This window comes from Pseudoalteromonas sp. APM04, from assembly GCF_022809815.1.
Lineage (GTDB): Bacteria > Pseudomonadota > Gammaproteobacteria > Enterobacterales > Alteromonadaceae > Pseudoalteromonas > Pseudoalteromonas marina.
This window is the reverse complement of record NZ_CP094442.1, coordinates 659972-684663: the sequence shown is the minus strand read 5'-3', so window position 1 is coordinate 684663 and position 24692 is coordinate 659972. Positions and strand designations below refer to the sequence as shown.

Below are 24692 nucleotides of genomic sequence, written 5' to 3'. Positions count from 1 at the left end.
GGGACGCATACACGCGGGGCGGCTTCGCCATTATGCCACACGTGCCTGCGCCCGTTATTGAAAAGTTATATATTTCAACATAGTCAGGAGTCAGCATGCCAGATTTGGCGGTTATAGGATCTGTTTTATCAAGCGTAAAAACTGCTGCAGATCTTGCGAAATTAATAAAGAATAGTGATATATCACTAAGTGAAGCTGAAACAAAGTTACAAATAGCAGAGCTTATAAGTGCACTAGCTGACGTAAAAATGGAATTAGCTGACGTACAGCAAGTTTTAATCGATAAAGATGAAGAAATAAAAAATGTTAAGAGTCAACTTGAAACAAAGCAGTCTCTAACATATGACGGTGTTTTATATCGTGCTGACGGTGATGATGTTCCATTTTGTCCTGTTTGTTTTGAAAAAGACAACTCTACTTTTCACCTTAGTTTTTACAAAGGTGATGAGTATGGTTATGACAAACATCATTGTCGGGTATGTGCGAATGAGTTTTACAAGAAAAGAAACATATAACGAGTCGCTTAAACGGGAAATGAACATCGTCGAAATTAATGCAATGATATTAGCCTTAGAATGTGGGGCTTTAAAAATAAATAACGTCACAGAGTGGGCGGATTCATTGATCTTAAAAGCCGATGAACCTGATATCCGATTATTTGATGTATCGGTTTCAAAAAATACTAATGATGCCGTGTTAGCGCTCCAAGAGTTTGGATTATCTACTGACTCGAAATTAGTCGCAAAACAGGCCTTTTCGATATTCGTAAAAGCATTAGAAAACAACACTACTACCTACGAGAAAGTATCACAGAAAATTTATGAGATGGCTTTTGAACCAAACATCTTCATTCCAGATGAACAAGCCGAAAATCAGATGATGAGTTTTTGGGACTCGCTAGATATTGCCAATGATGGTATTTACGGAAATCCCGTAGAGATAAAAATGGAGATGTTAGCTTTTTTGAAGCAGTATGAAAGCTAACAAGCAAATTAATCAAGACAAATAACAATTGGGTTTACTCCTGCTTCGCTTATTTTAATCAATTGTTATTTGGCATTAGCTATACAAGGAAAGTTTGGTGTTTGATCGGATCAAAAAAACAATGTCTAAAGGCATTTGGCACTCATTAGCAGTAATAATAGTAATGCTCATTGCTGGACCAGAAATTATAGTGGGCATGGAACTCATGGCAATGGTAGAGCTGCTTGGAGCTTCAACATTCGTTTTAATGTACGTTTCAGGGTTAAAATTGTTCTTTACAAAAGTTTTGCTTAAATATAAACATTTCGAGCGCCACTCATTTTTATTTATACCTTCGCTATCAAACCTAAAGCAAATGCCTTGTTTAGCTATACACGCAATACCAGAGAGAACATTTAGTATCTGCTTTGTCGGTTTCATCATTGTCTGCATGTCACACAATTACATACACATGCTTATCTGTGCACATTATAGCTAACACACTCTTTATAACGGAACTGCTCCTCACCCGTTTTTGTGGACACCTCATCATTACTTTGAGGAGGCTAATATGCTTAGATATACCCAATCTAAAAAGACATATTTTTACTCCGCTAATTTCAAAATCAAAGCAGTCAAACTTAGCTTACGAGACGATACCATATCAAAGGACGTTGCCGAGGCGCTAGGTATTCATCCTTTAATACTGAGTACTTAGCAAAAAAAATATCTAGGGTATTTTCCTGTGCCGAATGGCACTTAATTTATCGGACCTACACTGGCAATTAGCCGAAAGTGTTAACTTTACTGCCACCTACACTCACGCATATTTACTTTGTCGTTTTTAAAAAGTACACCTTCTGATAATAACTTTTGACGCTGTTCTTGGTACTTGTTACTGCCTACAGGGAACGCTATTTTACCTTGGCTGTTTACAACACGATGCCATGGAATAACCGAATCACTTGGCATTATTTTTAATAAACGCCCAACTAAACGTGAGTTTTGCGGAAATCCAGCCAACGCAGCGACTTGACCATAGCTTGCTACTTTTCCTGCTGGGATACCGGCTATTACGGTATAAATAAGGGTTTCTTTTTCAATATCCATTTTTATCAGCGTAGGCCTTACTTAGTTGTTTAAATTGCTCCCATACAGTGCGTGCCACAGGGCCATGATGAATAGCATGCTGCCTAAACGCTCTTATTTGTGCGCTAAATTTATGTTCGCGGTCTGTAATATGGATTTCTTGTAGTAAGCCTGCTTTTATTTCAGGTTTGCAATGCTCTAGGCTCATCATTGCCCATCCGGCCCCTGAAAGTAAAAACGATTTTAAAGTTGCTACATCGTCTATTTTCATCATTGCAGAACCTTTAGAGTAAGATAGCCTATCGCTGTCTATACTTAAATCGCTTTCAAACATAGCTAAACACGGATAGGTTTGTAATTGTGTGTATGTTAACTGTTGGGGTAATAGCCCTTTAGCACTTACTATACCAATGTCGAGCTTACCTATGGGCACGCTTTCTAAGTCACCTGTAGCATGAAATAAATCAAACCAGGGGCCAATACCTAACTCTGCTTGCCCACTATTAACTTGTTCTAATGATACAAACCGTTTGCCACTGGTAATACAAAACTCTGTGCTCGTAAACTGCCTAAAAGTATTACTTATGATCTTGTTATAACTTTGTTTATGGCAGAGCTGTTCGTAACAAATTTGATATTGGGGTTCATTTCCTAACGAAAGTTCTTCTGCGAGTTTGGCAAGCTCGTCATTTGCATGCAGTAACTGTTGTGCCTCACGATGAAAAATACGTCCTTTTTCAGTAAGCTGTAACCGGTACTTTGTTCTATCTAACAGCTCAAAGCCTATTTGTGCTTCTAAGTTTTTTATAGCCAACGTTAGCGCGGGCTGTGTTTTATGAAGCTTTTGCGCAGCGCCGCTCAAACTTGCGCTTTGCACTATGGCATCTAATATTACTAATTGATTCAGCTTCATATACCGCCTCAAAACATTATAAGTAAAACTTATTGAGTCTCTAAAATTTAATGAATTTTATTTTATATGTTTGCAGCGTATCCTGCACTTACTTATTTTGCCAATATTGCAACGGAGAAGACATGAAACTCTTTCGTCTATGTTTACTAACAACGACCCTACTTAGCTTAATTGCCTGTTCTGAGCCAGAACAACAAGTTAAAGAAGAGCCCATTCGCCCTGTTAAGCTGTTCAATATTGGCCATGACTCTCAAATTAATATTCGTAGTTTCCCAGCAGAAGTGGTTGCCAATCAAGGATCTTACCTTGCATTTAGGGTAAACGGAGAACTTATAGAGTTTCCGGTTCTTGCTGGTGAACACGTTGAAAAAGGCGATTTACTAGCCAAATTAGACCCTGAAGATTTTCAACTCCAGTTTGACGAACGTAAAGCACGTTACGAACTGGCAAAATCGCAACTGAGCCGAATTGAACAATTATTCGAGAAAAAAATTACCAGCCAATCTGAGCTCGACCAAGCAACCGCCAATATGCAAATTGCTGAGTCGGCATTTAAAATTGCTGAAACCAACCTAGAGTACAGTGAATTGCGAGCCCCTTTTGCGGGCACTGTTGCCAAAGTGTTTGTAAAGAATTTTGAAAATATTCAAGCTAAACAAAATATTTTGCGCCTAGAAACGCGTGATTTAATGGACGTAGAAATTCAGGTTCCTGAAAAAATAGTGGCACGATTCAAAAAAGGCACTGATTACCACCCTACTGTTAAATTTGATGGCTTTGAAGATAAAGAATACTCGCTCGATATTAAAGAATGGGACACCCAAGCCGACCCAGCAACACTCACTTATAAAGTGGTGTTTTCGTTACCCGTGCCTGATGACTTTAATTTACTAGCAGGTATGACTGGCCGCGTTTTAATTGATTTAAGTAAAGTAACACGTTCGCAGGTTGCTTACACAATACTCCCTATTGAATCGGTTTTTTCTGACCCTCAAGAAGCAATTAAAAATAATGCCTATGTTTGGCTTTATGATGAAAATACTGGCCAAGTCCATAAGCAAGCTGTTGAAGTTGGCCAATTACACCATGATGGTATAGAGGTACTTAGCGGTATTAAAGAGGGCCAAATTGTGGTGTCTGCGGGTGTTCACTCGATTGAAGAAGGCATGAAAGTTCGTCCATGGAATAAAGAGCGAGGCTTATAATTATGAGCTTTGCACAATTTTCTATAAAGAAAAAAGTAATTAGTTGGATGTTTGCCCTGCTACTTTTAATTGGTGGTAGCGTATCGTATTTTGATTTAGGCCAGTTAGAAGACCCTGAATTTACACTTAAACAGGCCATGGTTATTACCATGTACCCTGGCGCATCACCGCAGCAAGTCGAGGAAGAAGTTACTTTTCCACTCGAAAATGCAATTCAACAGTTACCCTATGTTGACCACGTGACTTCTATTTCATCCAACGGGAAGTCGCAAATTGCCGTGGAAATGAAGAGCACTTATCGAAAAGAGCAACTTCGCCAAATTTGGGATGAAATGCGTCGTAAAATAAACGATCTTTCTCCGTCTTTACCCAGTGGTGTTTACCCAAGTACAATTTTAGATGACTTTGGCGATGTATATGGTGTTTTATATTCTGTTGTAGGTGATGGCTATTCTTACGATGAACTAAAAGACTACACCGATTATTTAAAGCGTGAACTGGTATTAGTTAAAGGGGTAAGCAAGGTAACGATTGCAGGTGAGCAACAGCCGCAAGTAATGGTAGAAATATCTACCCGTAAATTAGCCCAACTTGGTATTGCACCTAGCCATATATTTGCTTTGTTACAATCTCAAAACACGGTGTCTAACGCAGGTAAGATTAGAGTGGGCGATGAGTCGATTCGTTTTCATCCTACCGGCGAATTTAAAGATGTTAAAGAACTTGAAACTCTGCTGATTTCTAAACCGGGTGCGAGCGAGCTTATTTATTTGGGTGATGTTGCCGAAGTATTTAGAGAGTACGCTGAAGTACCCACTAATGTAATTAGATACAACTCTGAGCAAGCGCTATTAATTGGCGTATCGTTTATGAATGGCGTTAATGTGGTTGATGTAGGTAAACGTATTGATGCTCACTTAGCTGAACTTGAGTACCAGCGCCCGCATGGTATTGACGTGAATGCTGTATACAACCAACCAAAAGAAGTAGAAACCTCGGTAGACGGTTTTATTGTTAGCCTGCTAGAAGCCATTGCGATAGTAATTGTGGTACTCCTTATTTTTATGGGCCTTAAAAGCGGCATTTTAATAGGCGGTATTTTATTACTAACAGTTTTAGGCACCTTTATTTTTATGAAGTTGTTTGCCATAGACTTACAACGTATATCGTTAGGTGCGCTTATTATAGCCCTTGGTATGCTGGTAGATAACGCCATAGTGGTTACCGAAGGAATTTTAATAAACCTAAAACGTGGCCAAACCAAACTTAAAGCCGCAGTTAACATTGTGGAGCAAACTAAATGGCCATTGTTAGGTGCAACTATTATTGGTATTACTGCGTTTGCGCCAATTGGTTTAAGCTCTGACGCAACCGGTGAGTTTGCGGGCAGCTTGTTTTGGGTGTTGTTTATATCGCTGTTACTTAGCTGGATAACCGCCATTACTTTAACTCCATTTTTTGCAAACCTTATGTTTTCAGAAAATGAATTTAAAAATGATAAAAACACCGAAGACGATTCAGATAACGACCCATACCAAGGGTTTATTTTTACAGGCTATAAAGCGCTATTAGATTTAGCAATGCACTATCGCAAGTCAACAATGATCCTCATGGTTGTATTACTGTGCAGTGCCGTAGTGGGTTTTGGTTCGGTTAAGCAGTCATTTTTCCCTGCCTCTAACACACCTATGTTTTACGTAGATTACTGGCAACAACAAGGTTCGGATATTCGTGCCACACTAGATGGCATAAAGAAGCTTGAAAACTATTTGCAAAAAGAAGAACTTGTAGAAGAAGTAACAAGTACAACTGGGCAAGGTGCGCCGCGCTTTATGCTTACTTATGCGCCTCAAAAGTCTTACTCGTCGTATGGACAACTTATTATAAGAGTAAAAGACCGTGAAGCAGTTGCGGTTGTTATGCAAAAAGTACGTGATTATTCTCAAAATACACCGTTATCAGCTCAACTAAAAATAAAGCCTATGGAAATTGGGCCTTCTACTGATGCAAAAATAGAAGCCCGTTTTACAGGCCCTGACCCTGTCGTTCTTAGAAAGCTCGCAGCTGAAGCTGAAAAGCTTATGGCTCAAGATGACGGCGCATTTAATATTCGTAATGATTGGCGTGCGCGAACCAAAATGATCCGCCCACAGTTTAACGAGCAAAAGGCACGACGCTTAGGCATAAGTAAATCAGATCTGGATGATGTGCTGCTTACAAGCTTGTCGGGTAAACAGGTGGGTGTATATCGTGATGGTACTCAATTACTGCCAATTATTGCGCGCTCTCCTGCTAATGAGCGTCTTAATGTAGATAGCGTTCATGATTTACAAATATACAGCCCTGTTTTAGGTGTATTTGTACCAGTAACTCAAGTGGTAGATGAGTTTATCGTTGAATGGGAAGACAGCCTAATCATGCGTCGCGATAGAAAGCGAACAATAACGGTAATGGCCGACCAAAATGTGCTAGGAGATGAAACAGCCGCTAAATTGTTTGCCCGAGTACGAGGCCCTATTGAATCTATAGAGCTACCTCATGGGTACTCATTAGAATGGGGCGGCGAATATGAATCTTCAAGCAAAGCTCAAAAAGCTATATTTGGGTCTTTGCCGCTTGGCTACTTAGCTATGTTTGCTATTACGGTTTTACTGTTTAACTCATTAAAGCAGCCTCTTGTAATTTGGGCCACAGTTCCACTGGCAATTATTGGTGTCAGTGCCGGTTTGTTAGCAATGAACGCACCGTTTAGTTTTATGGGCCTACTTGGGTTATTAAGCTTAAGTGGTATGCTCATTAAAAATGGCATTGTATTAGTCGACCAAATAAACCTTGAGCTAAAAGCGGGCAGCTCACCTTACCAAGCGGTTTTTGATTCTGGGGTGAGCCGTGTGCGGCCTGTAGCAATGGCTGCAATCACCACAATACTCGGTATGATCCCTTTGCTGTTTGATGTGTTCTTTCAATCTATGGCGGTCACAATTATGTTTGGTTTGGGCTTTGCGACCATACTTACATTAATAGTAGTGCCTGTTTTATATACTATGATTTTTAGAATTGAATACCAACCACATAAGTAACGACATATTAAGTACTTAACTAAATAAAAATGCCACAGCGTAAACTGTGGCATTTTTTATAACTTAAATAAATAAAGTGGTAATTGCTTAGCTTATTTTTTTAAACTTAGCTTAGTGCGTGCGCCTGCTTTATTGCTAGATGCACTATTTGCTTTCGCCGTTTTTGGTTTACCAACATAGGTTGTAGAGCGCTTTTGATATGGTGCATTAGTTCGATTATTTTTTTGCTCATCGCCTCGCTCTTTTTGCTTATTACGACGTGGGTTTTCACCCTGAAAGTCGCGCTTAGGTGATATAGCAGCATTTTTATCAACTTGCTTGTTAGTATCTAAAGAGTGCTCTTGGGTTTTGCCTGAGTCAGCAATTGAGTCGTTTATTTGCGCCATTTCAACATCGGATAAATGACGCCATTGACCCACTTTTAAGCCTTTTAATGTTACATTCATAATACGAGTGCGCTTTAAAGTCACCACTTCGTAACCTAAATACTCACACATTCGGCGAATTTGGCGATTTAACCCCTGAGTTAAAATGATCTTAAATTCTTTAGGGGCTGTTTGTGTAACCTTACACTTTTTAGTAACAGTATCTAAAATAGGAATGCCGTTGGCCATTTTAGATACAAATTGGCGATTAAGGGGCTTGTCTACGGTGACGACGTATTCTTTTTCGTGGTTATTACCCGCACGCAAAATTTTATTAACAATGTCGCCCTCGTTAGTTAAAAATATTAACCCTTCAGAAGGTCTATCTAGGCGCCCAATTGGAAATATACGATCAGGATAATTAACCGCTTTGACAATATTGCTTTGGATTTTACGTTCGGTTGTACACGTTATACCCACCGGTTTATTGTAGGCAATATAAACACGTTTAGGTGGTGTTTTTAATGGTTTTCCATCGACCAATACTACGTCGGTTGCTGCAACCTTCACGCCCATTTCTGGCGCATTACCATTAACTGACACACGACCTTGCTCAATATATTTATCGGCTTCACGGCGTGAACAAAAACCTGTTTCACTAATAAATTTATTTAAACGTTTTAATTCGGTCATATCACTTAATGGTATTAATTTTTTAGGGTCGCTAGTGTATACCCAAACCACCTAAAAATGCGAGTTATGCCGCCGATTTAATGTCGGTTAATTTGCGCCACAGCACTTCAAGCGGCCCTTGTTTAAAATAACGACTATAAAATAACGTAAATAATAACTGCACAACAACTAAGCTGGCAGCAACTAACCAGTAATCTATTCTATTAAAGCTAAGTATCCACTCTGGAAATAACACTCTATAAATAAGTAATTGCATGACGGTTTGGCTTATATACAGTGTGAATGCCATGCGACCCGCCTGCTGTATTAGTTTGCCAAACTGTGGGCTATTATTACAAAACTTAACAATTACATGAATATAAAGCCCAGCCATACACAGAGCAGCGAACATGTTAGAAATTTCTTGTAAACTCATACCCAAACCACCAGTAAGCGTTGATGTGCTTAGTCGTATACTACAAAATATAAGTACACCTAAGCCACACACCCACAACTGCTGATTTGATAGACCTTTGTTAAATATTCCCTCTTTATACGCGTAAATGCCAATTAGCATGATGCCAACGCACATCCACATCGTCATTAACGGTACTGTTACTAGCATAACGATATTTATAAAAAGATTTTCATTAAAGTAATCACTGTAATGAGGGCTAAATAACTCAATAAACTTGGCAGAGTCACGAAAGCTCTGATCGTCAGGAATAGTGAACAACACTAAAAACGTAACCACCGCCGAGAGCCCAGTAAACTCGAGCCCTCTTTGCAATAGCTTTGGGTTGTCGGTGTCTAAATATTTAATAATAAACCAGCCAGACACTCCATAAACAAACAAAATATCACCAGCCCAAAGTAAAAAACCATGTATTAGACCAAAAATTATGAGCCAATATAATCTACTTTTTATTTGCACAGATGATTTAAAACGCTGCCATTGAATATACAAACCTGCGCCAAAAAGTAAGCTAAACAGCGTTCTAAATCGGCCTTCTATAAACAGTATATTAAAATATTCAATGATGGTGTCGCTTACAGGGGGGGTAATTAAAGGCACATAACCAAATTCCATAAAACCAAAGGCATAGCCATTCATAAACACTAAGCCAAGCACGGCAATGCCGCGAATAAAGTCCATATTATAATTACGCATTAAAGCTGTTTTCCGTTAAATATTATTTTTATAGCTGTCGGCCCAGTCAACCGACTTCTGGTAAAGCTCTGGTAGTATATCACTTTGTATATTTAAAAATATAACAGCTTGTTCGAGTGCCCACCAGCTGCCGGTTTCGTATGCTTTAACAACTTTTAAAATGTAATACAGTGTGTTTTTTTCTTCGAGCAAGGCTGCTTTTATCTCATCCTGAAAAGGTAATTTTTCAACAAGCAAGCTCATTGGTTGATCTAATATAGCGTCAAGAAGCGAAAACAAGCCGGTTAAAAACGCCTCTCCTGACTGATGCTTGGCCACTTTTTTAGCAATCAATTCACAAAAGCGCGCTCGGACGACGCACACTTGCATTAGCTCTGCAGGCTTTTTACCAGCGGTGTGAGCGGTCACAATTAAACTAACAAACTTTTTTAACCGCTCCTGGCCCAAATAAACCAGCGCTTGCTTTAAGGAGGCTATTTTACTTTGTATGGGAAATACGCCGCTGTTAATTAAACGTAGTAATTTATAAGCCAGTGCGGCATCCAATTCAAACAACGCTGCTATTTTGGTTAAATCTGGATTGGGGCCCATTATTTCAGCATATATTGCAACGACTAACCCGTAGTTATAATCAATGTCGTTGTGCTTCATCATGGTGGGTTTTGCAAAAAAGTAACCTTGAAAGTAATCAAAGCCCATGCCAGCGGCAACTTCGTATTCTTCCTGAGTTTCTATTTTTTCTGCGAGTAACTTAATTTGTTTGTGATCTTTGAGCTTTTTTATAATAGGGTGAATATCGTTTAATGGGGTTATGGTTATATCAAATTTTATGAGTTTAACCAGCTTTAAAAAGCGATCCCATTGCGGTTTATATACAAAGTCATCAAGGGCTAAATTAAAATTACTATGAAAGAGCTCTCGGCATAACTCGTAATTTGTATCAGTGGGCTCTATGCTTTCAAGAAGCTCTATTACGACATCTTGGCACGGTAAAAAGGCACACAGGTCAAGCTCTAAAGATTCAGGCCCAATGTTGATGAGCGCTTTTTTACCAGAGGTGATATGGCGTGTGCCCAAATTAAGTTGATTTTCCATAATAAGCCGTGCAGTTGCCTGCCCTTCGGCTATATCAGGAAAAAAGTTTTTAGGACTGTCCCTAAAAAGTAGCTCGTAAGCAACTACTTTTTGACGCCGATTGAAAATTGCTTGCCTTGCAACAAATACAGACACTTTACCTACTTTATTTAATTCCATTAATACCAAGTTATTAATAGCGTAAATAATCTAAAATGTCACTGCGCTTAAGCTAAATTAAACAAACTTTATCGGTACAAGGTTGAAATGTAATCACTTGCAACCTGGGACCACGAAAAGCGTACTGCTTTAGCATTAGATTTTATTTGCTGCCATTTTTTGGGATGTTGTTTATAAAATGCTAGCGTTTCGGTTAAGCATGAAAGCAAAGTATGTGTTTGCTCACGTAATGTTGCACCATTAAAACTAAACCCATTTTTATTGTGTTTTACCGTATCTTTTAATCCGCCAACACTATGTACCAAACAAGGTTGGCCTGCGCGCATTGCCAGCATTTGGCTTATTCCGCAAGGCTCAAACGAACTAGGCATTAAAAATAAATCACCTAATTGATACATTAAATCACCTACTCTTTGCGCATAACCTTTTAAAAATAGTAAATTTTCGTTACGTGCCATAGCTTTTGTAAACAATGCTTCTAGCGCTTTATCGCCAGAGCCTAATATGATTAAACGCCCACCCTGTTCATTAATACTATTACATACTGCGTCTATCGCAAGTTCACCATTTAATGGCTGACATAATAACAATACTTTTTGTTCTGTGAGTCTACCTACGCTTGTAACAATTGGCCCATTATTGGGTGTCGCTTTAAATTGCTTTAATCGTTGGTGCGCAATGTAGTGAACGCTTTCAAGCTGTTCGCTGTTGCTCATCCAAGCAAATAAGCTTTTTTCTGCCTCGTTGTACAACTCGTCCATAACTGCATTTGCAACTTCCAATGCAGGGTATTCACAGCCATTCAAAATGCCGACCACTTTACCTTGATTGGCTGCATTTTGTAGGTCTTGTTCAAGCCCCTCACCACCAAAAAAGCCATCATTGTAATTACTGGGTTTAAGCACTTCTTGGCTGTAGGTAGGCGACACTAAATGAATTTTGTCTGCTAAATTAATGGCGCTTCGCATTGGGTTAAAACAATTTGCATACCTTGGATCGCACAAGTGTTGCCCGTTGTAACTTAATGATGGAAACCAAGCTTCTAAGCTCGATTCATCGTGCTTAAAAGGCCTTATTCCTTGTAGTGCTAAATTGTGCACTGTGTACGCTAAATGTATATCGTGTAAAGCACTGTAACGCGGCTCAAACTTGAGTAATACAGCAACGCATGCGCTATGCCAGTCATGTAAATGCAGCGTACTAGGGCGTTTAAGTAGCCCTTGCAATAATGCTTCGCAAAGAGCCGCATTAAATAGCGCAAACTTTGTTGCATCCGTTGCAAATGGCCTACCCGGTGCATCATTACAATAAACACTACCTGAATCACTAAACATTGGGTGGCTTATTACAATTTGAGTTATGTTATTTTTTGTTTGATCCACTTTAAACAAGGTCATTACATGAGATTGAGCATTAAACGCCACGGTTACTTCACCTATGTAATGCCTATTTAATGGCTCAAATCCATAATCTGGGATCACTACATCAACCGATACGCCATGCTTCGCAAGAGCCTTCGGGGCATCACGGACTACATCTGCTACACCGCCTACTTTAGCGCTAGGTAACGCATCGTTCTCTGCTGCAACCATTAATACATGCATTAATTTACTACTTCCTTTGTTTTAATAAGCTCACCCGCTTTAGGGCAAGCTTGTTTTGCCTAACTCTGTATTAAGCTAGTTTCTTATTTTCTTGTGTTTGACGCTCTAACTTTTTAGCAAGTTCACTAAGCATGTCGCGGGTAACAAGTACAATGCCTTTTTTTGATACCCTAAAACCATTTTCTTCATCTGTTTTACGGTCAAAACCTATTTCAAGCCCTGCAGGTATTTCACAACTTCTGTCTATTATTGCACGTTTAATTTTACAACCGCGGTTAATAATAGCACCCGGTAAAATAACCGATTGTTCAATTTCACAAAACGAGCGCACATGCACGTTAGAAAATAACAATGATTTTCTTACTGCCGAACCCGAAATAATACACCCTCCAGAAACTGTAGAGTCAAGGGCCATTCCTCGCCTGTCGTCATCATCAAATATAAATTTAGCTGGGGGTAATTGCTCTTGGTATGTCCAAATTGGCCACGCTGGGTCGTACAGATCAAGTTGAGGCTCAGGCATAACAAGCTCCATGTTAGCCTCCCAAAATGAGTCGAGTGTTCCTACATCGCGCCAATATGGCTGACCTTCCTGTTGAGGGTCTCTAAATGGGAATGCAAAAACGTTATGCTCTTCAATAATAGCGGGGATTATGTCATGCCCAAAATCACGTCCTGACCCTTCATTTTCAGCATCTTTCTTTAGTTGCTCAAATAAAAACTCAGTATTAAATATGTAGTTACCCATGGATGCTAAACATGTACCCGGCTTGCCTGGCACTGAGCTTGGCATAGCTGGCTTTTCATCAAAACGACAAACACGGCTTTCTTCATCTACTGTCATTACACCAAAGGTATCTGCAGCTTCTTCAACAGGTACTTCGATACAACACACGGTCATATCGGCCCCTTTTTGAACATGTTCAGCAAGCAATGCACCGTAATCCATACGATAAACGTGGTCGCCTGATAAAATCATTACATATTTAGGTAACTCATGACGAATAATATCCATATTTTGAAAAACAGCATCGGCGGTGCCGCAATACCATTCATCACCATGGCGTTGTGATGCAGGTAATATTTCAACCGATTCACCTAATTCCTTTTTAAAGTGCCCCCAAGCTCGATTTACGTGGCGAATAAGTGAGTGAGATTTATACTGTGTTGCTATACCCACACGCCTAACACCCGAGTTGATACAGTTAGACAAAGGAAAATCAATAATTCTGTGTTTACCACCAAAGTAAACGGCTGGTTTTGCACGCCAGTCGGTCAATTCGTGCAGGCGAGAACCACGACCACCAGCCAGTATTAACGCATACGTTTCTCTAGTTAGGCTACTTATGTAGCGATTTGCATAATTAGGCATACTATTCTCTCCATTTATCTAGCTTTTAGTGGCTTTACTGGTAGTTGTCGTTGAGTCAGTGTCACTAGTATTGAGTGGGGTTAAATGCCAAATGTCGTCACTGTATTGGCTTATGGTCCTATCACTTGAAAATATGCCACTGGCAGCGGTATTTAAAATACTCATTTGCGTCCAATAAGCTTGATCAGCATAGGCTTTATCTACTTGTTTTTGTGCAGATACGTAGCTTTCGAAATCATGTGCAACAAGCCATGGATCGTGTGGGCTCTTAATTGCATTAATTACATCGTCAAATAGGCAAGGTTCAAATAAATTAAAGTGCCCGCTTTCTAGCAAGTGCATAACATTGGCTAAGTCGCTATTTTGCTCAATTAAATGTGCGGGGTTATAACGCGACTTAATATCATCAATCTGATGTGCCTCTGCACCAAATAAGAAGAAATTATCGGCACCAACGGCATCTCTAATTTCGATATTGGCGCCATCTAACGTGCCAATAGTTAATGCACCATTCATCATGAACTTCATATTACCGGTGCCTGAAGCTTCTTTACCGGCAGTTGAAACTTGCTCAGACAAATCAGTAGCTGGACAAATAACTTCCATGGCTGTCACATTGTAATTAGGTAAAAAAGCCACGCGTAAATACGACGACGCGAGGGGATCTTTATTGATCACATCTGCCACATTATTGATTAGCTTAATTGTTTTTTTAGCCATGTAGTAACCCGGTGCAGCCTTACCACCTAGTAAAACACAACGAGGCACTAACCCTTGTGTATCACCACGGCGAATGCGGTCATATAAATGGATAACATGGAGTATATTTAGTAACTGACGCTTGTATTCATGAATCCGTTTAACTTGTACATCAAACATCATGGATACATCAAACTCTACACCACAGCGCTCTTTCACTAAATCAACTAAACGTTGTTTGTTTGTTACTTTGGCTTTTTGCCACTGTGCTTGAAATGATGTGTCATCATAAAAACGACGTAGCTGGTTTATTTGAGCAAAGTCACGTACCCAATCGGTGCCTATTTTCTCACTAATCAATTCACTCAATGTAGGGTTACAATGGGCAAGCCAACGGCGAGGTGTAACCCCATTGGTTTTGTTATTAAACTTGTTAGGCCAAAGTGTATAAAACTCTTTAAATAAACCCGCTTTTAATAGCTCTGTATGCAGTGCAGCAACACCATTAACTGAATAGCTGCCTACAATGGCTAAATAAGCCATGCGAATTTGCGGTTCGCCACCTTCCTCTATTAGCGATAGCTCTCGCTGTTTATCAACATCACCAGGCCAATGCTGTGCAACTTCGGCTAGAAAACGTGCGTTTATCTCAAATACTATTTCTAAAATACGGGGTAACAATTTTGAAAATAATGAAACTGACCATTTCTCTAACGCCTCTGGCAATAATGTATGGTTTGTGTAGGCCATTGTTTTTATTGTTATTTGCCATGCATCATCCCAGTCGAGCTCGTAATCATCAACTAACACTCGCATAAGCTCTGCCACTGCAATACTTGGATGAGTATCGTTTAATTGAAAAACATGGTAATCGGCAAAATCAGTAAAGCTTTCACCATGGTCACTCACCCACTGATCAACAATGTCTTGAATACTCGCTGATGATAAAAAGTATTGTTGGCGTAGTCGTAGCTCTTTACCATTTTCACTGCTGTCGTTAGGGTAAAGTACCATAGTGATTTGTTCGGCTAAGTTTTTTTGTGCAACGGCTTCTGAATAACTACCCGCGTTAAATTCAGTTAGGTTAAATTCGTCGGTCGCTTCTGATTTCCATAAGCGTAGCGTGTTTACAATATTGTTTTTATAACCAGGAATGGGCACATCGTAAGGCACAGCTAACACGTCATGGCTACTAACCCACTGGCGGTGTTCCCTACCTTGTTTATCAGTATAACTATTTACATAACCACCGAACTTAATGCGCTTAGAATGCTCGGGAGCACTTAGCTCCCAAGGGTGACCCTCACGAAGCCAATTATCGGGTTGCTCTATTTGATTACCATCATTAATTGATTGGTTGAACATTCCGTATTCGTATCTAATGCCGTAACCCACAACGGGTAAAGCTAAACTTGCACAACTATCTAAAAAACACGCAGCTAAGCGTCCTAAGCCACCATTACCAAGGCCTGCATCGTGCTCTGCGTCTTCAACTGTTTCAATTTCGGTACAATATTCTTGTAGTGCCGATGACACTTGATCCTCTAAATCAAGATTTAATACCGCATTTCCCAGAGCACGCCCCATTAAAAACTCAAGTGAAAGGTAACTGGTTTTTCTGCTTTTTTGCTGTTTGATTTTTTGATTCGTTTCCCGACACCGTGCCACTAAACGATCGCGGATCGTCAATGCTAATGCATGGTACAAATACAGCTGTGACTCACCGACTTTGTCTCGCCCTAGGGTGTAATAAAAATGGCGCGTTAAATCATCTTTTAAGGTGCTTTCGTCTATTACTGGGCCTTCTTGCCACCCCTTTACAACACATACTTGTTCAACTTGCTTAGCCATTAGCTACGTCCTCTAAGTTAGCACTAAAAACCCAACTACTTTGTGCAGAAATTTCAACGGGTGCATCTTGGTGAGTTGTTAAAGATGCATTATTTACACTTGATAAAACCATTTGCCACTGCGCATTAATAGGTGATGGAGGCAACTGACAACTGACTGATTTTTTATTAGCATTGTATACAATAAGTAATGCGTGTTTATTTTGCTTATCAAGTAAGCTGTACATTAAGAATTGTCTGGACTCTTCATGCCAATGCGAATCTGTCATAGTGTCACCTGTTTCGATAAACCATTTAACAGTAAAGCGCTCGTCTATATCGTCTAAAAATACACTATGTTTAAACGCACTATGTGCACGTCTAATTTTAAGGGCATCGTCTATAAAACGCGTTAAAGAATGATTAAGTTGTGAGTCTTTCCATGCAAGCCAACTCGTGCGATTATTTTGACAATAAGCATTGTTATTACCCCCTTGAGAATGTGCCATTTCGCTGCCAGCAGCAATCATAGGCACGCCTTTAGAAAGGATTAATGTGAGTAAAAAGTTTTTTTGCTGTTGTAATCTTAGTGTGGCTATTTTTTCATCATTGCTAAATCCTTCAGCCCCGCAGTTAAATGAGTGATTTGCACTGTGGCCATCTCTGTTATTCTCGCCATTAGCTTCATTGTGTTTATGCTCGTAACTCACTAAATCTGCAAGCGTAAATCCATCATGGCTGGTTATAAAATTAATACTATTTAATGGGCCTCGATGGCTATGCTCAAATATATCAAACGAGCCATGTAAGCGTTTAGCCACGTTGGCTATAATCCCTTCATCGCCTTTCCAAAAACGACGAATTACATCTCGATATTGGTCATTCCACTCTCGCCAAGGTGGAGGAAAAGCCCCTAGTTGATACCCACCAGGGCCAATATCCCATGGCTCACTAATTAATTTTACCTTGTTTAAAACAGGGTCTTGAGCAATAGTTTGTAAAAAAGTATGCGCTGAACTAAACCCAGCCTTTGAGCGGCCCAGTATTGTTGCTAAATCAAATCTAAAACCATCGACACCCATTACTTCAACCCAATATCGCAGGCTATCGAGTACGAGCTGCAAGGTTTTTGGGTGATCTATATTAATGGTATTGCCACACCCCGTATCATTTATGTATACATTAGGTTGTGCTTCTGCTGTGCGGTAATAAGCAAGGTTGTCTAAGCCGCGCAATGACAATATGGGGCCATCATTACCCGCTTCAGCTGTATGGTTGTAAACAACATCTAAAATAACTTCAATATCTGCAGCATGAAGCTCCTTAACCATCTGTTTAAACTCGTTAATATCGTCGTTTACCAAATAGTCTTTGTGAGGAGTGAAAAAGTTAAGCGTGTTGTATCCCCAATAATTTTGTAGGCCTTTGCCTGTTAAAAATTGCTCGCTAATAAAGGCATGCACAGGGAGTAACTCTATTGCTGTTACACCAAAACTTTTTATATGGTCAATAAAATGCGGGTGACTCAATCCTAAAAATTTGCCTTGCAGCGCCTTAGGTATTTTAGGATGACGACACGTAGTCCCTTTTACATGACACTCATAAATGACTGTTTTAGACCATCTGTGATTCGGTTTTTGATGTTCATACGAATCAATTGATGACACTTTTGATTTTGGTATATCAATGGCATTGTTAACGGTACTTTTGGTGCCTATTGGCATTTGTCCATAATGGCGTTCACTCCATGTAAACTCACCAAATAAATCTTTTGCGTAAGGGTCAATTAATAATTTATGTTCATTAAATAGCGAGCCAGTATCAGGATTATATTCGCCCTCAACCCTGAACCCATAAAGTGCCCCAGTATTAAGCGGTGCAATATGGATACTCCAAATACCACCTTCATTTATATTCATAGCCACTTTTAGTATTTCAGAGTGGCCACTTTTATCAAATAAACACACATACGCTTGTGTCGCTTTTGGCGCGTACAATGAAAAATTAACACCATTTAAATGCAAGCTCGAGCCAAGAGGCTCAACAAGGCCGTGAGTTACTTCAAATTGATTACTCATCTTGTACCTTTTGCAAATAAATTGTTGTTAAGCCACCCATAGCAATAGTGATGCTTTGGTTAAAACCATGTTGAGGATTGTCGTTAGTGACAACAGTATTTGATTGGTTTTGCGATACTTTAATACCCGAGCCAAAAAATTCGCTTTCATCCGTATTTATTATTACTTTATAAACGCCTTTGCTCGGAACGCCTAAGGTATATTCTTGATATGAAATTGGCGTAAAGTTGGCAATCACCACTACAAAGTCCTGGGCATTTTTAGCATAACGTACAAAGCTTAAAATGCTTTGCTCGTTATTATTGTTGTCAATCCAATCAAATCCTGCGGCACTTGAGTCAAGTTCATACAGCGCGGGTTGATTTTTATAAACCTCATTTAACGTTTTTACTGTCTGCTTTATACCTTTATGGCTTTCATGTTGTAATAAATGCCAATCAATAGAATGATCATGCCCCCACTCAGCACGTTGAGCTATTTCCCCCCCCATAAATAACAACTTTTTACCTGGGTGTGCCCACATAAATGCATAATAAGCACGTAAATTTGCGAATTTTTGCCAATCATCGCCCGGCATCTTTTCAATTAGCGCGCCTTTCCCATGAACAACTTCATCGTGACTCAGCGGTAAAATAAAGTTTTCACTAAATGCATATACCATCGAAAACGTGATTTCGTGATGGTGATGTTGCTTATAAAGTGGATCGCGTTGCATATACAACAAGCTATCGTTCATCCACCCCATATTCCATTTATAGCCAAAGCCTAGGCCATTATGCTCAACACTCTGCGTAACACCTGGCCAAGCAGTCGACTCTTCTGCCACCATCATAATGCCAGGGTTGTTTTTATAACTGCGTAAATTAACCTGTTTGAGGCATTCAATTGCACCGAGGTTTTCGCGACCGCCATAGCAATTAGGTATCCACTCACCTTCTTTACGGCTGTAATCTAAGTACAACATTGACGCAACGGCATCTACTCTTAAACCATCTAAGCCAAATTGATGAAGCCAATACATTGCATTAGAAATCAAAAAGCTCTTAACTTCTGGACGGTCATAATTATAAATATAAGTATTCCAATCTGGATGAAAGCCTTGGCGCATATCGGCATGTTCGTACAAGTGTGTACCATCAAATCGGTGTAAACCATGGGGATCACTTGGGAAATGCCCAGGAACCCAATCAAGTAAAATCCCTACATTATATTTATGGCATTGCTCTACAAAATATTTAAAGCTGTTGTAATCGCCAAAACGACTGGTTGGAGCAAACAGCCCAACAGGCTGATAGCCCCATGAACCGTCAAACGGATATTCACTTATGGGCATAAGCTGTAAGTGGGTAAAGTTCATTTCAAGCGCGTAGCTTACGAGTTTGTCGGCAAGTTCGGTATAACTTAAATAACGATTACCTTCACCTCGCTGCCACGACGCTAAGTGCACCTCATAAATACTGATTGGTGCGTCTATATGATTGCGCTTTTGCCTATTGCTTATTGCTTGTTCACTTAACGCTATTGCCTCTGGTTTGTATTGAAGAACACTCGCGGTACCAGGAGCCTGTTGCATTTTAAAAGCGTAAGGGTCTGCTTTTTCTATTACCTCACCACTTTGCGCTGTAATGGAAAATTTGTAGCACATGTCTGCTTTAAGCTCGGGAATGAATAACTCCCACACACCACTGGCAGGGTGAAAACGCATAAAATGTCGATTCGCTTGCCAAAAATTAAACTCACCAACAATTGAAACGCTGGCTGCATTAGGTGCCCACAAGCAAAAACGAACACCATCTACATCTTGCTGGTTGGTAAAGTGCGCGCCAAAGTGCAAGTATGCATGCTCTAAACTGCCCTCGTTAAATAAGTACATGGCATCTGTATCAAGCTCACTGTTAAAACTATATTCATCAAAAAACGTAGTCGAAGTGTCGCTATATTTGGCTGTACATAAATAAGGCGAGGTAGGCAACTGACTTACACGGGCAATAAATAAATCACTGTGCTTATATCTTTGCGTTTCGACTATTTGATTGTCAATTGACAAAGAAACATGGTGGGCATCAGGTAAATATACACGCACTTCTATATTTGATTCACTTACTTTATGTGCACCTAAAAAGCTAAATGGGTCTTTAAATCGCCCTATGTTAAGTGCATTAACTTGGGCATCGTAGTCAGCGCTTTGAGATTTAGGTAATGCCGAACTATTTGAAGCTGTACTGCTCATTTAACCTTTCCTTATTGAATCGATTGCAGCTAAAAGCCTGGCGTTGTTTGCAAAAATTTCTTCACATGTATGTGTTAATACACGTCGCCAATTTGGATATTCTTTGTCTGTACCAGGAATATTCACCGGATATTGCTGTTCATCTAAATCATCTATTTGTAGTGCAAACAATCGAGAATCTGAGCCAGCTAAACACTGGCTAAGCGCACGATAAACCGACTTAGCATCGCTGTGTATTGTTAATGTAAGATTAGCTGTAGCATTGATAAAACGAAGCAATCGCGTTTTTTCATCGATTCTCTGGTTGGTAATTTGCGTTGATTGTTCGTCGTCAATTAAGTGATATTGTTGTTTTATAACTATGTCATCGTGCTGCCACCAGCCTGTAAAGGGCGGTACATCATGATTTGCAATCATCAATAAGCACTGAGGGGGTAATTTGTGTAACGGTAAAAAATCACCATCGTTTTGCTTTTCAAAATAAAATAAACTGTTTGAAAAAATGCCACTACTTGATAATGCATGCTTTACTTCTGGTGGAACAATGCCTAAATCTTCACCTATAACTATGCTTTGATTAATATGCGACTCTATTTTCAAAATAGCCAGCAAATGTTCAAAGGGGTAATAAATATAGCAACCATCTCGCTGACCATTATTTTCAAAACACCACCACAAGCGGCGAATAGCCATAACATGGTCGATTCTTAGCCCGCCTACATTCTGCATATTTTCACGAATTAACGAACGGTAAAATGAGTAGTTATTGTGTGCTAAACTTTGCGGGTTTAAAGCCGGTAACCCCCAATCTTGCCCGCCCTCAGCCCAAGGATCAGGCGGTGCACCCACACTGGCATTATAGGCAAATAATGACTGTTGTGATTTGAACTCAACACCATCGCCAGCGCACCCAACAGCTAAATCATTAATCAGACCTATTGCCATACCCCCTTTCTTGGACCGCTCTTGACATAAACCAAGTTGAAAATGCGCTTGCCATTGTAGGTAATAATCAAAAAGAGGGGTTTGTGAATCTATTATTTGTAAGGTGGGCTGATGTTTATCGCAAAAAGTATTGAATGCATCACGACGAAGCTTACTGGCTGTTAATTCAAAATGGTTGTACAGTGCTTTAAATAATTTATATTTAACGCAACTAACATCCTCGTAATTAATAAACTGTCCGCTTTTATTTAAAAGAGAAGTCGCCTCATCACTTTGCATAATTTTTGCTAATTCAGCATTGTTTTTACTGTCTTCGCACAAATCAACAGAAATGTATAAAGGGTTTAGTAACGCTCGACTATTAGGGCTGTATGGGCTTGCACGCTCAGGCATGTCGCAAAACAACAAATGCAGAGGATTGAGCAATATGTAATCCATATTGTGCTCACAGCACAAGTCAACTAGCGTGAGTAAATCTGAAAAGTCGCCAATTCCCAATCTTTCATTATTTTTAAGCGTATATAACTGAACCGACACCCCCGTTTTTTTTGTATCTTCAACTTGAAAAACACGCTCGGGCACAGACCAGATCTCAGTACTTGCGTGCTGTTCACCTACTGTAATGTCTGCGTGGTAATACCCTATTGGTATTGAAGGTAAAGGCAGTGCAATTTCAATATAACGGACGCCATTAAAGTGGTATTCACCTGTAATTATTAAATCATAAAGGTTAGTAAATTCACACTTTATTCCCAGTTGTTCAACACTTACTGATGCAGTTTGGCTAAGTTGTCTGTCATCTATTTTCACTTTTAAATAAAAGTCTGTTTGCTCAATTAAACTTACATTGGGCAAGAGCTGCATCCAAGGCTCTACATCGAGCTTGTAATTTAATTGAGCTATTTTGTTATAGTTGTTGGTATCAACACCACAACATTGCAGGGCACGCTTACGTGTATCTTCACTGAAAAATATCTGCTCGCCTGTGTATTTAGTAAACTCATAACCAATACCGTGTAAGTAAAACAACTGCGAAAGTTCGTTCATTTACAGGCCTTAATTAATACGTTGGGTATTAACAATACTATTTTCAGTTCCAAAACTGTTAGCCTCATAAGCGTCTGCTTTATGATCGTTATCCCAAAATTCGCCATTTATTAAATACCGAAAGTGGTATTGTTGATCAAGAGGAAGGCGTTGTTTGCATTTAAACACACCTTGTTTTTTATTAAGCTTCATTGGCACGGGCTGCCAGCTGTTAAACTCGCCAATTAAGCAGACCTCTTGCGCATCTGGGTGAGCAAATTCAAAGGTGATTTCCGCTTCATCTTTTGTTTTAAAAAATCGTTTGTGCAACATAGTAGGCTCCAACTAAACAGTAAAAGGTATTTAATTATTGCCACAGGGCCTATTTTTAAGCTGGCGATGTGGGAATGTATTCAGTCAAACTTTAAGCTAACTGTAGTAAAGCAAAATTTTGTTTACGCTTTATTACAGTGCAACAAGTCTTTTTTATCGCACTTTATTAGTGCGTAAAACATAAAATATAGATATTAAGAATGGCATATTTAGTACACAGCAATTTTCAAACCAATTAGAGCGATTTTAACTATTTAATACTTACCTTTATTACACTGATGACTTGGTTTGAAGTAAAAAGAGAGCTTACTCAATAAACTGCTTTTGTTACGTATTCACATCAGTGATAATACACATCAATTTAACGCTCTGAAATATCGTAAATTTCATGTTGAAAAAAAGCATTTTATTAACTACGGCATTCATTTTTTTAGTTGTCGCAGTGTTTATTATTTCCTCAATCTACACCTTATATAGTAAAAAGGAAATTTCATTCGACCCTAAACTCAAAGAAATATCAGGCATTGAATTTGATAAGCGCGATCGCTTGTGGGCAATTAATGATGGGGGTGACGATCCAAAGCTTTACCGCTTAAATAAAGATGGGTCGATTGCGCAAGAAATTTTAGTTTCTAATGCTAAAAACATTGATTGGGAAGACATGACTCAAAATAAATTTGGTCATTTCTTTTTAGGTGATTTTGGTAACAATAAAAATGATAGGCGTTGGCTGACTATTTATAAAATAGAGAATCCAATTGATATTAAAACCGATACAACAAATGCCGAAATAATAAAGTTTACGTACCCTGAAATGGATGGCAATCCAATAAAACCAAGTAATCGTAATTTTGATCTAGAAGCGTTTGTAGCCTTGGGTCGCCACCTTTATTTATTCACTAAAAACCGCACAGAACCTTTTGATGGCATTACAAATTTATACAAAGTAGGCGACCACGCTGCTAACTTTAAAGCCCAATTAATAGGATCTTTTAAAACCTGTACAACAATGGAAAAACTGTGCTGGATAACCTCTGCAGCGTTAAGCCCAGATCGTAAAAAACTCGTACTACTCGACTCTACCAGTATTTGGTTATTTGAGAACTTTAAAGGTGATCAGTTTTTCTCTGGTGATGTGTCTAAAATAGATTTAGGCATCGTTACGCAAAAAGAAGCCATCACTTTTTATGACGATAATACAATTGTATTCACCGACGAGGAGTTTAAAGGAATTGGTGGTAATGCCTACTTTATAAAACTTGATAAAGCAAAAAAAGTGGTTGTTAAACGCGCTCTCCCATAGTGCAATAAAACATAAATTTACATAGGAAGTACATCAACGTTTAAACTTGGTTTCTAAAATAACCGAAGAAGTTGTGCGTTCCACACCATCTAAATTACCAATATCATCGAGTAAATGGCTGAGTTTTTCTAAGTTTTGTGCTTGTACAACTGCAATTAAGTCAAACTCACCACTTATAGCATAAAGCTGTGATATCGCATCAATTTGCTTTAGCTCAATATTCGTCTTAGTAGTAAGCTTTTGAATCACCTTTATTGACACATGTGCCGATACCATTTTACTTAAAAAAGCATCGCCGTAATCAACGCTATAGCCTTTAATAACACCCGTTTCTTCTAGTTTAAGCATCCTACTTTGCACTGTAGAACGCGATAAATTAAGAATTCTAGCTAAATCAGAAATACTCGCTCTAGCGTTGGTTTTAAGGACAGAAAGTAACTTTTCATCTTGTGGAGTTATCATATTGCTTATTGATTTCGTTATTTTGACTTTTATTGTAATCAATTTTCACAAAATAGCACTGCAAATTTAACCTATAACCTTCGATAATGACCACTAATA

General features: G+C 39.2%; 18 protein-coding genes and 1 pseudogene. 6 read left to right on the top strand and 13 right to left on the bottom strand.

What is annotated here, in order from left to right; all coding sequences use genetic code 11:
* Window positions 1-95: 95 nt before the first annotated feature.
* The 3 genes and pseudogenes from MTP24_RS18905 to MTP24_RS18895 form a co-directional block, all read left to right on the top strand.
* Window positions 96-515 carry a hypothetical protein gene (locus MTP24_RS18905; protein ID WP_243534133.1) on the top strand — a complete coding sequence of 140 codons (420 nt, stop codon included), beginning with the start codon at window positions 96-98 and terminating at the stop codon, window positions 513-515.
* A complete protein-coding gene (locus MTP24_RS18900; RefSeq protein ID WP_243534131.1) occupies window positions 451-984 on the top strand; it encodes a hypothetical protein in 534 nt (177 codons plus the stop codon). Before MTP24_RS18905 ends, MTP24_RS18900 begins: the two co-directional genes overlap by 65 nt.
* A 550-nt stretch (window positions 985-1534) precedes the next feature.
* Window positions 1535-1678: pseudogene (locus MTP24_RS18895) on the top strand (transposase); the annotation flags it as partial.
* 89 nt (window positions 1679-1767) lie between these two features.
* Here MTP24_RS18895 and MTP24_RS18890 read toward each other — a convergent pair.
* On the bottom strand, window positions 1768-2073 hold the full coding sequence (locus MTP24_RS18890; RefSeq protein WP_243534129.1) for an MGMT family protein: 306 nt from the start codon (window positions 2071-2073) through the stop codon (window positions 1768-1770).
* The gene (locus MTP24_RS18885; RefSeq protein WP_008127847.1) at window positions 2063-2965 is read right to left on the bottom strand and encodes a LysR family transcriptional regulator; all 903 of its coding nucleotides are present in this window, start codon (window positions 2963-2965) and stop codon (window positions 2063-2065) included. Before MTP24_RS18885 ends, MTP24_RS18890 begins: the two co-directional genes overlap by 11 nt.
* Before the next feature lie 122 nt (window positions 2966-3087).
* On the opposite strand from MTP24_RS18885, the gene MTP24_RS18880 reads away from it, so the two are divergent.
* Both MTP24_RS18880 and MTP24_RS18875 read left to right on the top strand, forming a co-directional pair.
* Window positions 3088-4170 carry an efflux RND transporter periplasmic adaptor subunit gene (locus MTP24_RS18880; RefSeq protein WP_008127849.1) on the top strand — a complete coding sequence of 361 codons (1083 nt, stop codon included), beginning with the start codon at window positions 3088-3090 and terminating at the stop codon, window positions 4168-4170.
* A gap of 2 nt (window positions 4171-4172) precedes the next feature.
* The gene (locus MTP24_RS18875) at window positions 4173-7250 is read left to right on the top strand and encodes an efflux RND transporter permease subunit (RefSeq protein ID WP_243534127.1); all 3078 of its coding nucleotides are present in this window, start codon (window positions 4173-4175) and stop codon (window positions 7248-7250) included.
* A gap of 92 nt (window positions 7251-7342) precedes the next feature.
* Here the strand turns inward: MTP24_RS18875 and rluF are convergent, their stop codons facing one another.
* From rluF to MTP24_RS18825, 10 genes are all read right to left on the bottom strand, one after another.
* On the bottom strand, window positions 7343-8308 hold the full coding sequence (gene rluF / locus MTP24_RS18870) for a 23S rRNA pseudouridine(2604) synthase RluF (protein ID WP_033035542.1): 966 nt from the start codon (window positions 8306-8308) through the stop codon (window positions 7343-7345).
* Between the two features lie 64 nt (window positions 8309-8372).
* The gene (locus MTP24_RS18865; protein WP_243534125.1) at window positions 8373-9458 is read right to left on the bottom strand and encodes a DUF418 domain-containing protein; all 1086 of its coding nucleotides are present in this window, start codon (window positions 9456-9458) and stop codon (window positions 8373-8375) included.
* Between the two features lie 15 nt (window positions 9459-9473).
* The gene (locus tag MTP24_RS18860) at window positions 9474-10688 is read right to left on the bottom strand and encodes an HDOD domain-containing protein (protein WP_039037475.1); all 1215 of its coding nucleotides are present in this window, start codon (window positions 10686-10688) and stop codon (window positions 9474-9476) included.
* A gap of 92 nt (window positions 10689-10780) precedes the next feature.
* On the bottom strand, window positions 10781-12316 hold the full coding sequence (locus MTP24_RS18855) for a glycogen/starch synthase (RefSeq protein WP_243534123.1): 1536 nt from the start codon (window positions 12314-12316) through the stop codon (window positions 10781-10783).
* A 70-nt stretch (window positions 12317-12386) separates the two neighbouring features.
* On the bottom strand, window positions 12387-13688 hold the full coding sequence (gene glgC / locus MTP24_RS18850; RefSeq protein WP_006791778.1) for a glucose-1-phosphate adenylyltransferase: 1302 nt from the start codon (window positions 13686-13688) through the stop codon (window positions 12387-12389).
* 18 nt (window positions 13689-13706) lie between these two features.
* Complete coding sequence (locus MTP24_RS18845; protein ID WP_243534121.1) at window positions 13707-16238, bottom strand: glycogen/starch/alpha-glucan phosphorylase; 2532 nt, start codon at window positions 16236-16238, stop codon at window positions 13707-13709.
* Window positions 16231-18294 carry a glycogen debranching protein GlgX gene (gene glgX / locus MTP24_RS18840; protein ID WP_243534120.1) on the bottom strand — a complete coding sequence of 688 codons (2064 nt, stop codon included), beginning with the start codon at window positions 18292-18294 and terminating at the stop codon, window positions 16231-16233. The genes MTP24_RS18845 and glgX overlap by 8 nt, the downstream gene beginning before the upstream one ends.
* Complete coding sequence (glgB, locus tag MTP24_RS18835; RefSeq protein WP_243534117.1) at window positions 18287-20524, bottom strand: 1,4-alpha-glucan branching protein GlgB; 2238 nt, start codon at window positions 20522-20524, stop codon at window positions 18287-18289. The genes glgX and glgB overlap by 8 nt, the downstream gene beginning before the upstream one ends.
* On the bottom strand, window positions 20525-22516 hold the full coding sequence (gene malQ / locus MTP24_RS18830; RefSeq protein WP_243534115.1) for a 4-alpha-glucanotransferase: 1992 nt from the start codon (window positions 22514-22516) through the stop codon (window positions 20525-20527).
* Between the two features lie 9 nt (window positions 22517-22525).
* A complete protein-coding gene (locus MTP24_RS18825) occupies window positions 22526-22828 on the bottom strand; it encodes an isoamylase early set domain-containing protein (protein ID WP_008127875.1) in 303 nt (100 codons plus the stop codon).
* A gap of 388 nt (window positions 22829-23216) precedes the next feature.
* Between MTP24_RS18825 and MTP24_RS18820 the strand changes: the two genes are divergently transcribed.
* The gene (locus MTP24_RS18820) at window positions 23217-24131 is read left to right on the top strand and encodes a hypothetical protein (protein ID WP_243534112.1); all 915 of its coding nucleotides are present in this window, start codon (window positions 23217-23219) and stop codon (window positions 24129-24131) included.
* A 33-nt stretch (window positions 24132-24164) separates the two neighbouring features.
* On the opposite strand, the gene MTP24_RS18815 is transcribed toward MTP24_RS18820, so the two are convergent.
* A complete protein-coding gene (locus MTP24_RS18815) occupies window positions 24165-24593 on the bottom strand; it encodes an Lrp/AsnC family transcriptional regulator (protein WP_006791771.1) in 429 nt (142 codons plus the stop codon).
* Between the last annotated feature and the right edge of the window lie 99 nt (window positions 24594-24692).

Coding starts and splice junctions, on each gene's coding strand:
- MTP24_RS18865 (WP_243534125.1), bottom strand. CDS start 9,458: ATGCGTAATTATAATATGGACTTTATTCGCGGCATTGCCGTGCTTGGC.
- glgC (WP_006791778.1), bottom strand. CDS start 13,688: ATGCCTAATTATGCAAATCGCTACATAAGTAGCCTAACTAGAGAAACG.
- MTP24_RS18875 (WP_243534127.1), top strand. CDS start 4,173: ATGAGCTTTGCACAATTTTCTATAAAGAAAAAAGTAATTAGTTGGATG.
- glgB (WP_243534117.1), bottom strand. CDS start 20,524: ATGAGCAGTACAGCTTCAAATAGTTCGGCATTACCTAAATCTCAAAGC.
- MTP24_RS18855 (WP_243534123.1), bottom strand. CDS start 12,316: ATGCATGTATTAATGGTTGCAGCAGAGAACGATGCGTTACCTAGCGCT.
- MTP24_RS18900 (WP_243534131.1), top strand. CDS start 451: ATGGTTATGACAAACATCATTGTCGGGTATGTGCGAATGAGTTTTACA.
- MTP24_RS18825 (WP_008127875.1), bottom strand. CDS start 22,828: ATGTTGCACAAACGATTTTTTAAAACAAAAGATGAAGCGGAAATCACC.
- MTP24_RS18905 (WP_243534133.1), top strand. CDS start 96: ATGCCAGATTTGGCGGTTATAGGATCTGTTTTATCAAGCGTAAAAACT.
- MTP24_RS18885 (WP_008127847.1), bottom strand. CDS start 2,965: ATGAAGCTGAATCAATTAGTAATATTAGATGCCATAGTGCAAAGCGCA.
- MTP24_RS18880 (WP_008127849.1), top strand. CDS start 3,088: ATGAAACTCTTTCGTCTATGTTTACTAACAACGACCCTACTTAGCTTA.
- MTP24_RS18820 (WP_243534112.1), top strand. CDS start 23,217: ATGTTGAAAAAAAGCATTTTATTAACTACGGCATTCATTTTTTTAGTT.
- malQ (WP_243534115.1), bottom strand. CDS start 22,516: ATGAACGAACTTTCGCAGTTGTTTTACTTACACGGTATTGGTTATGAG.
- glgX (WP_243534120.1), bottom strand. CDS start 18,294: ATGAGTAATCAATTTGAAGTAACTCACGGCCTTGTTGAGCCTCTTGGC.
- MTP24_RS18890 (WP_243534129.1), bottom strand. CDS start 2,073: ATGGATATTGAAAAAGAAACCCTTATTTATACCGTAATAGCCGGTATC.
- rluF (WP_033035542.1), bottom strand. CDS start 8,308: ATGACCGAATTAAAACGTTTAAATAAATTTATTAGTGAAACAGGTTTT.
- MTP24_RS18845 (WP_243534121.1), bottom strand. CDS start 16,238: ATGGCTAAGCAAGTTGAACAAGTATGTGTTGTAAAGGGGTGGCAAGAA.
- MTP24_RS18815 (WP_006791771.1), bottom strand. CDS start 24,593: ATGATAACTCCACAAGATGAAAAGTTACTTTCTGTCCTTAAAACCAAC.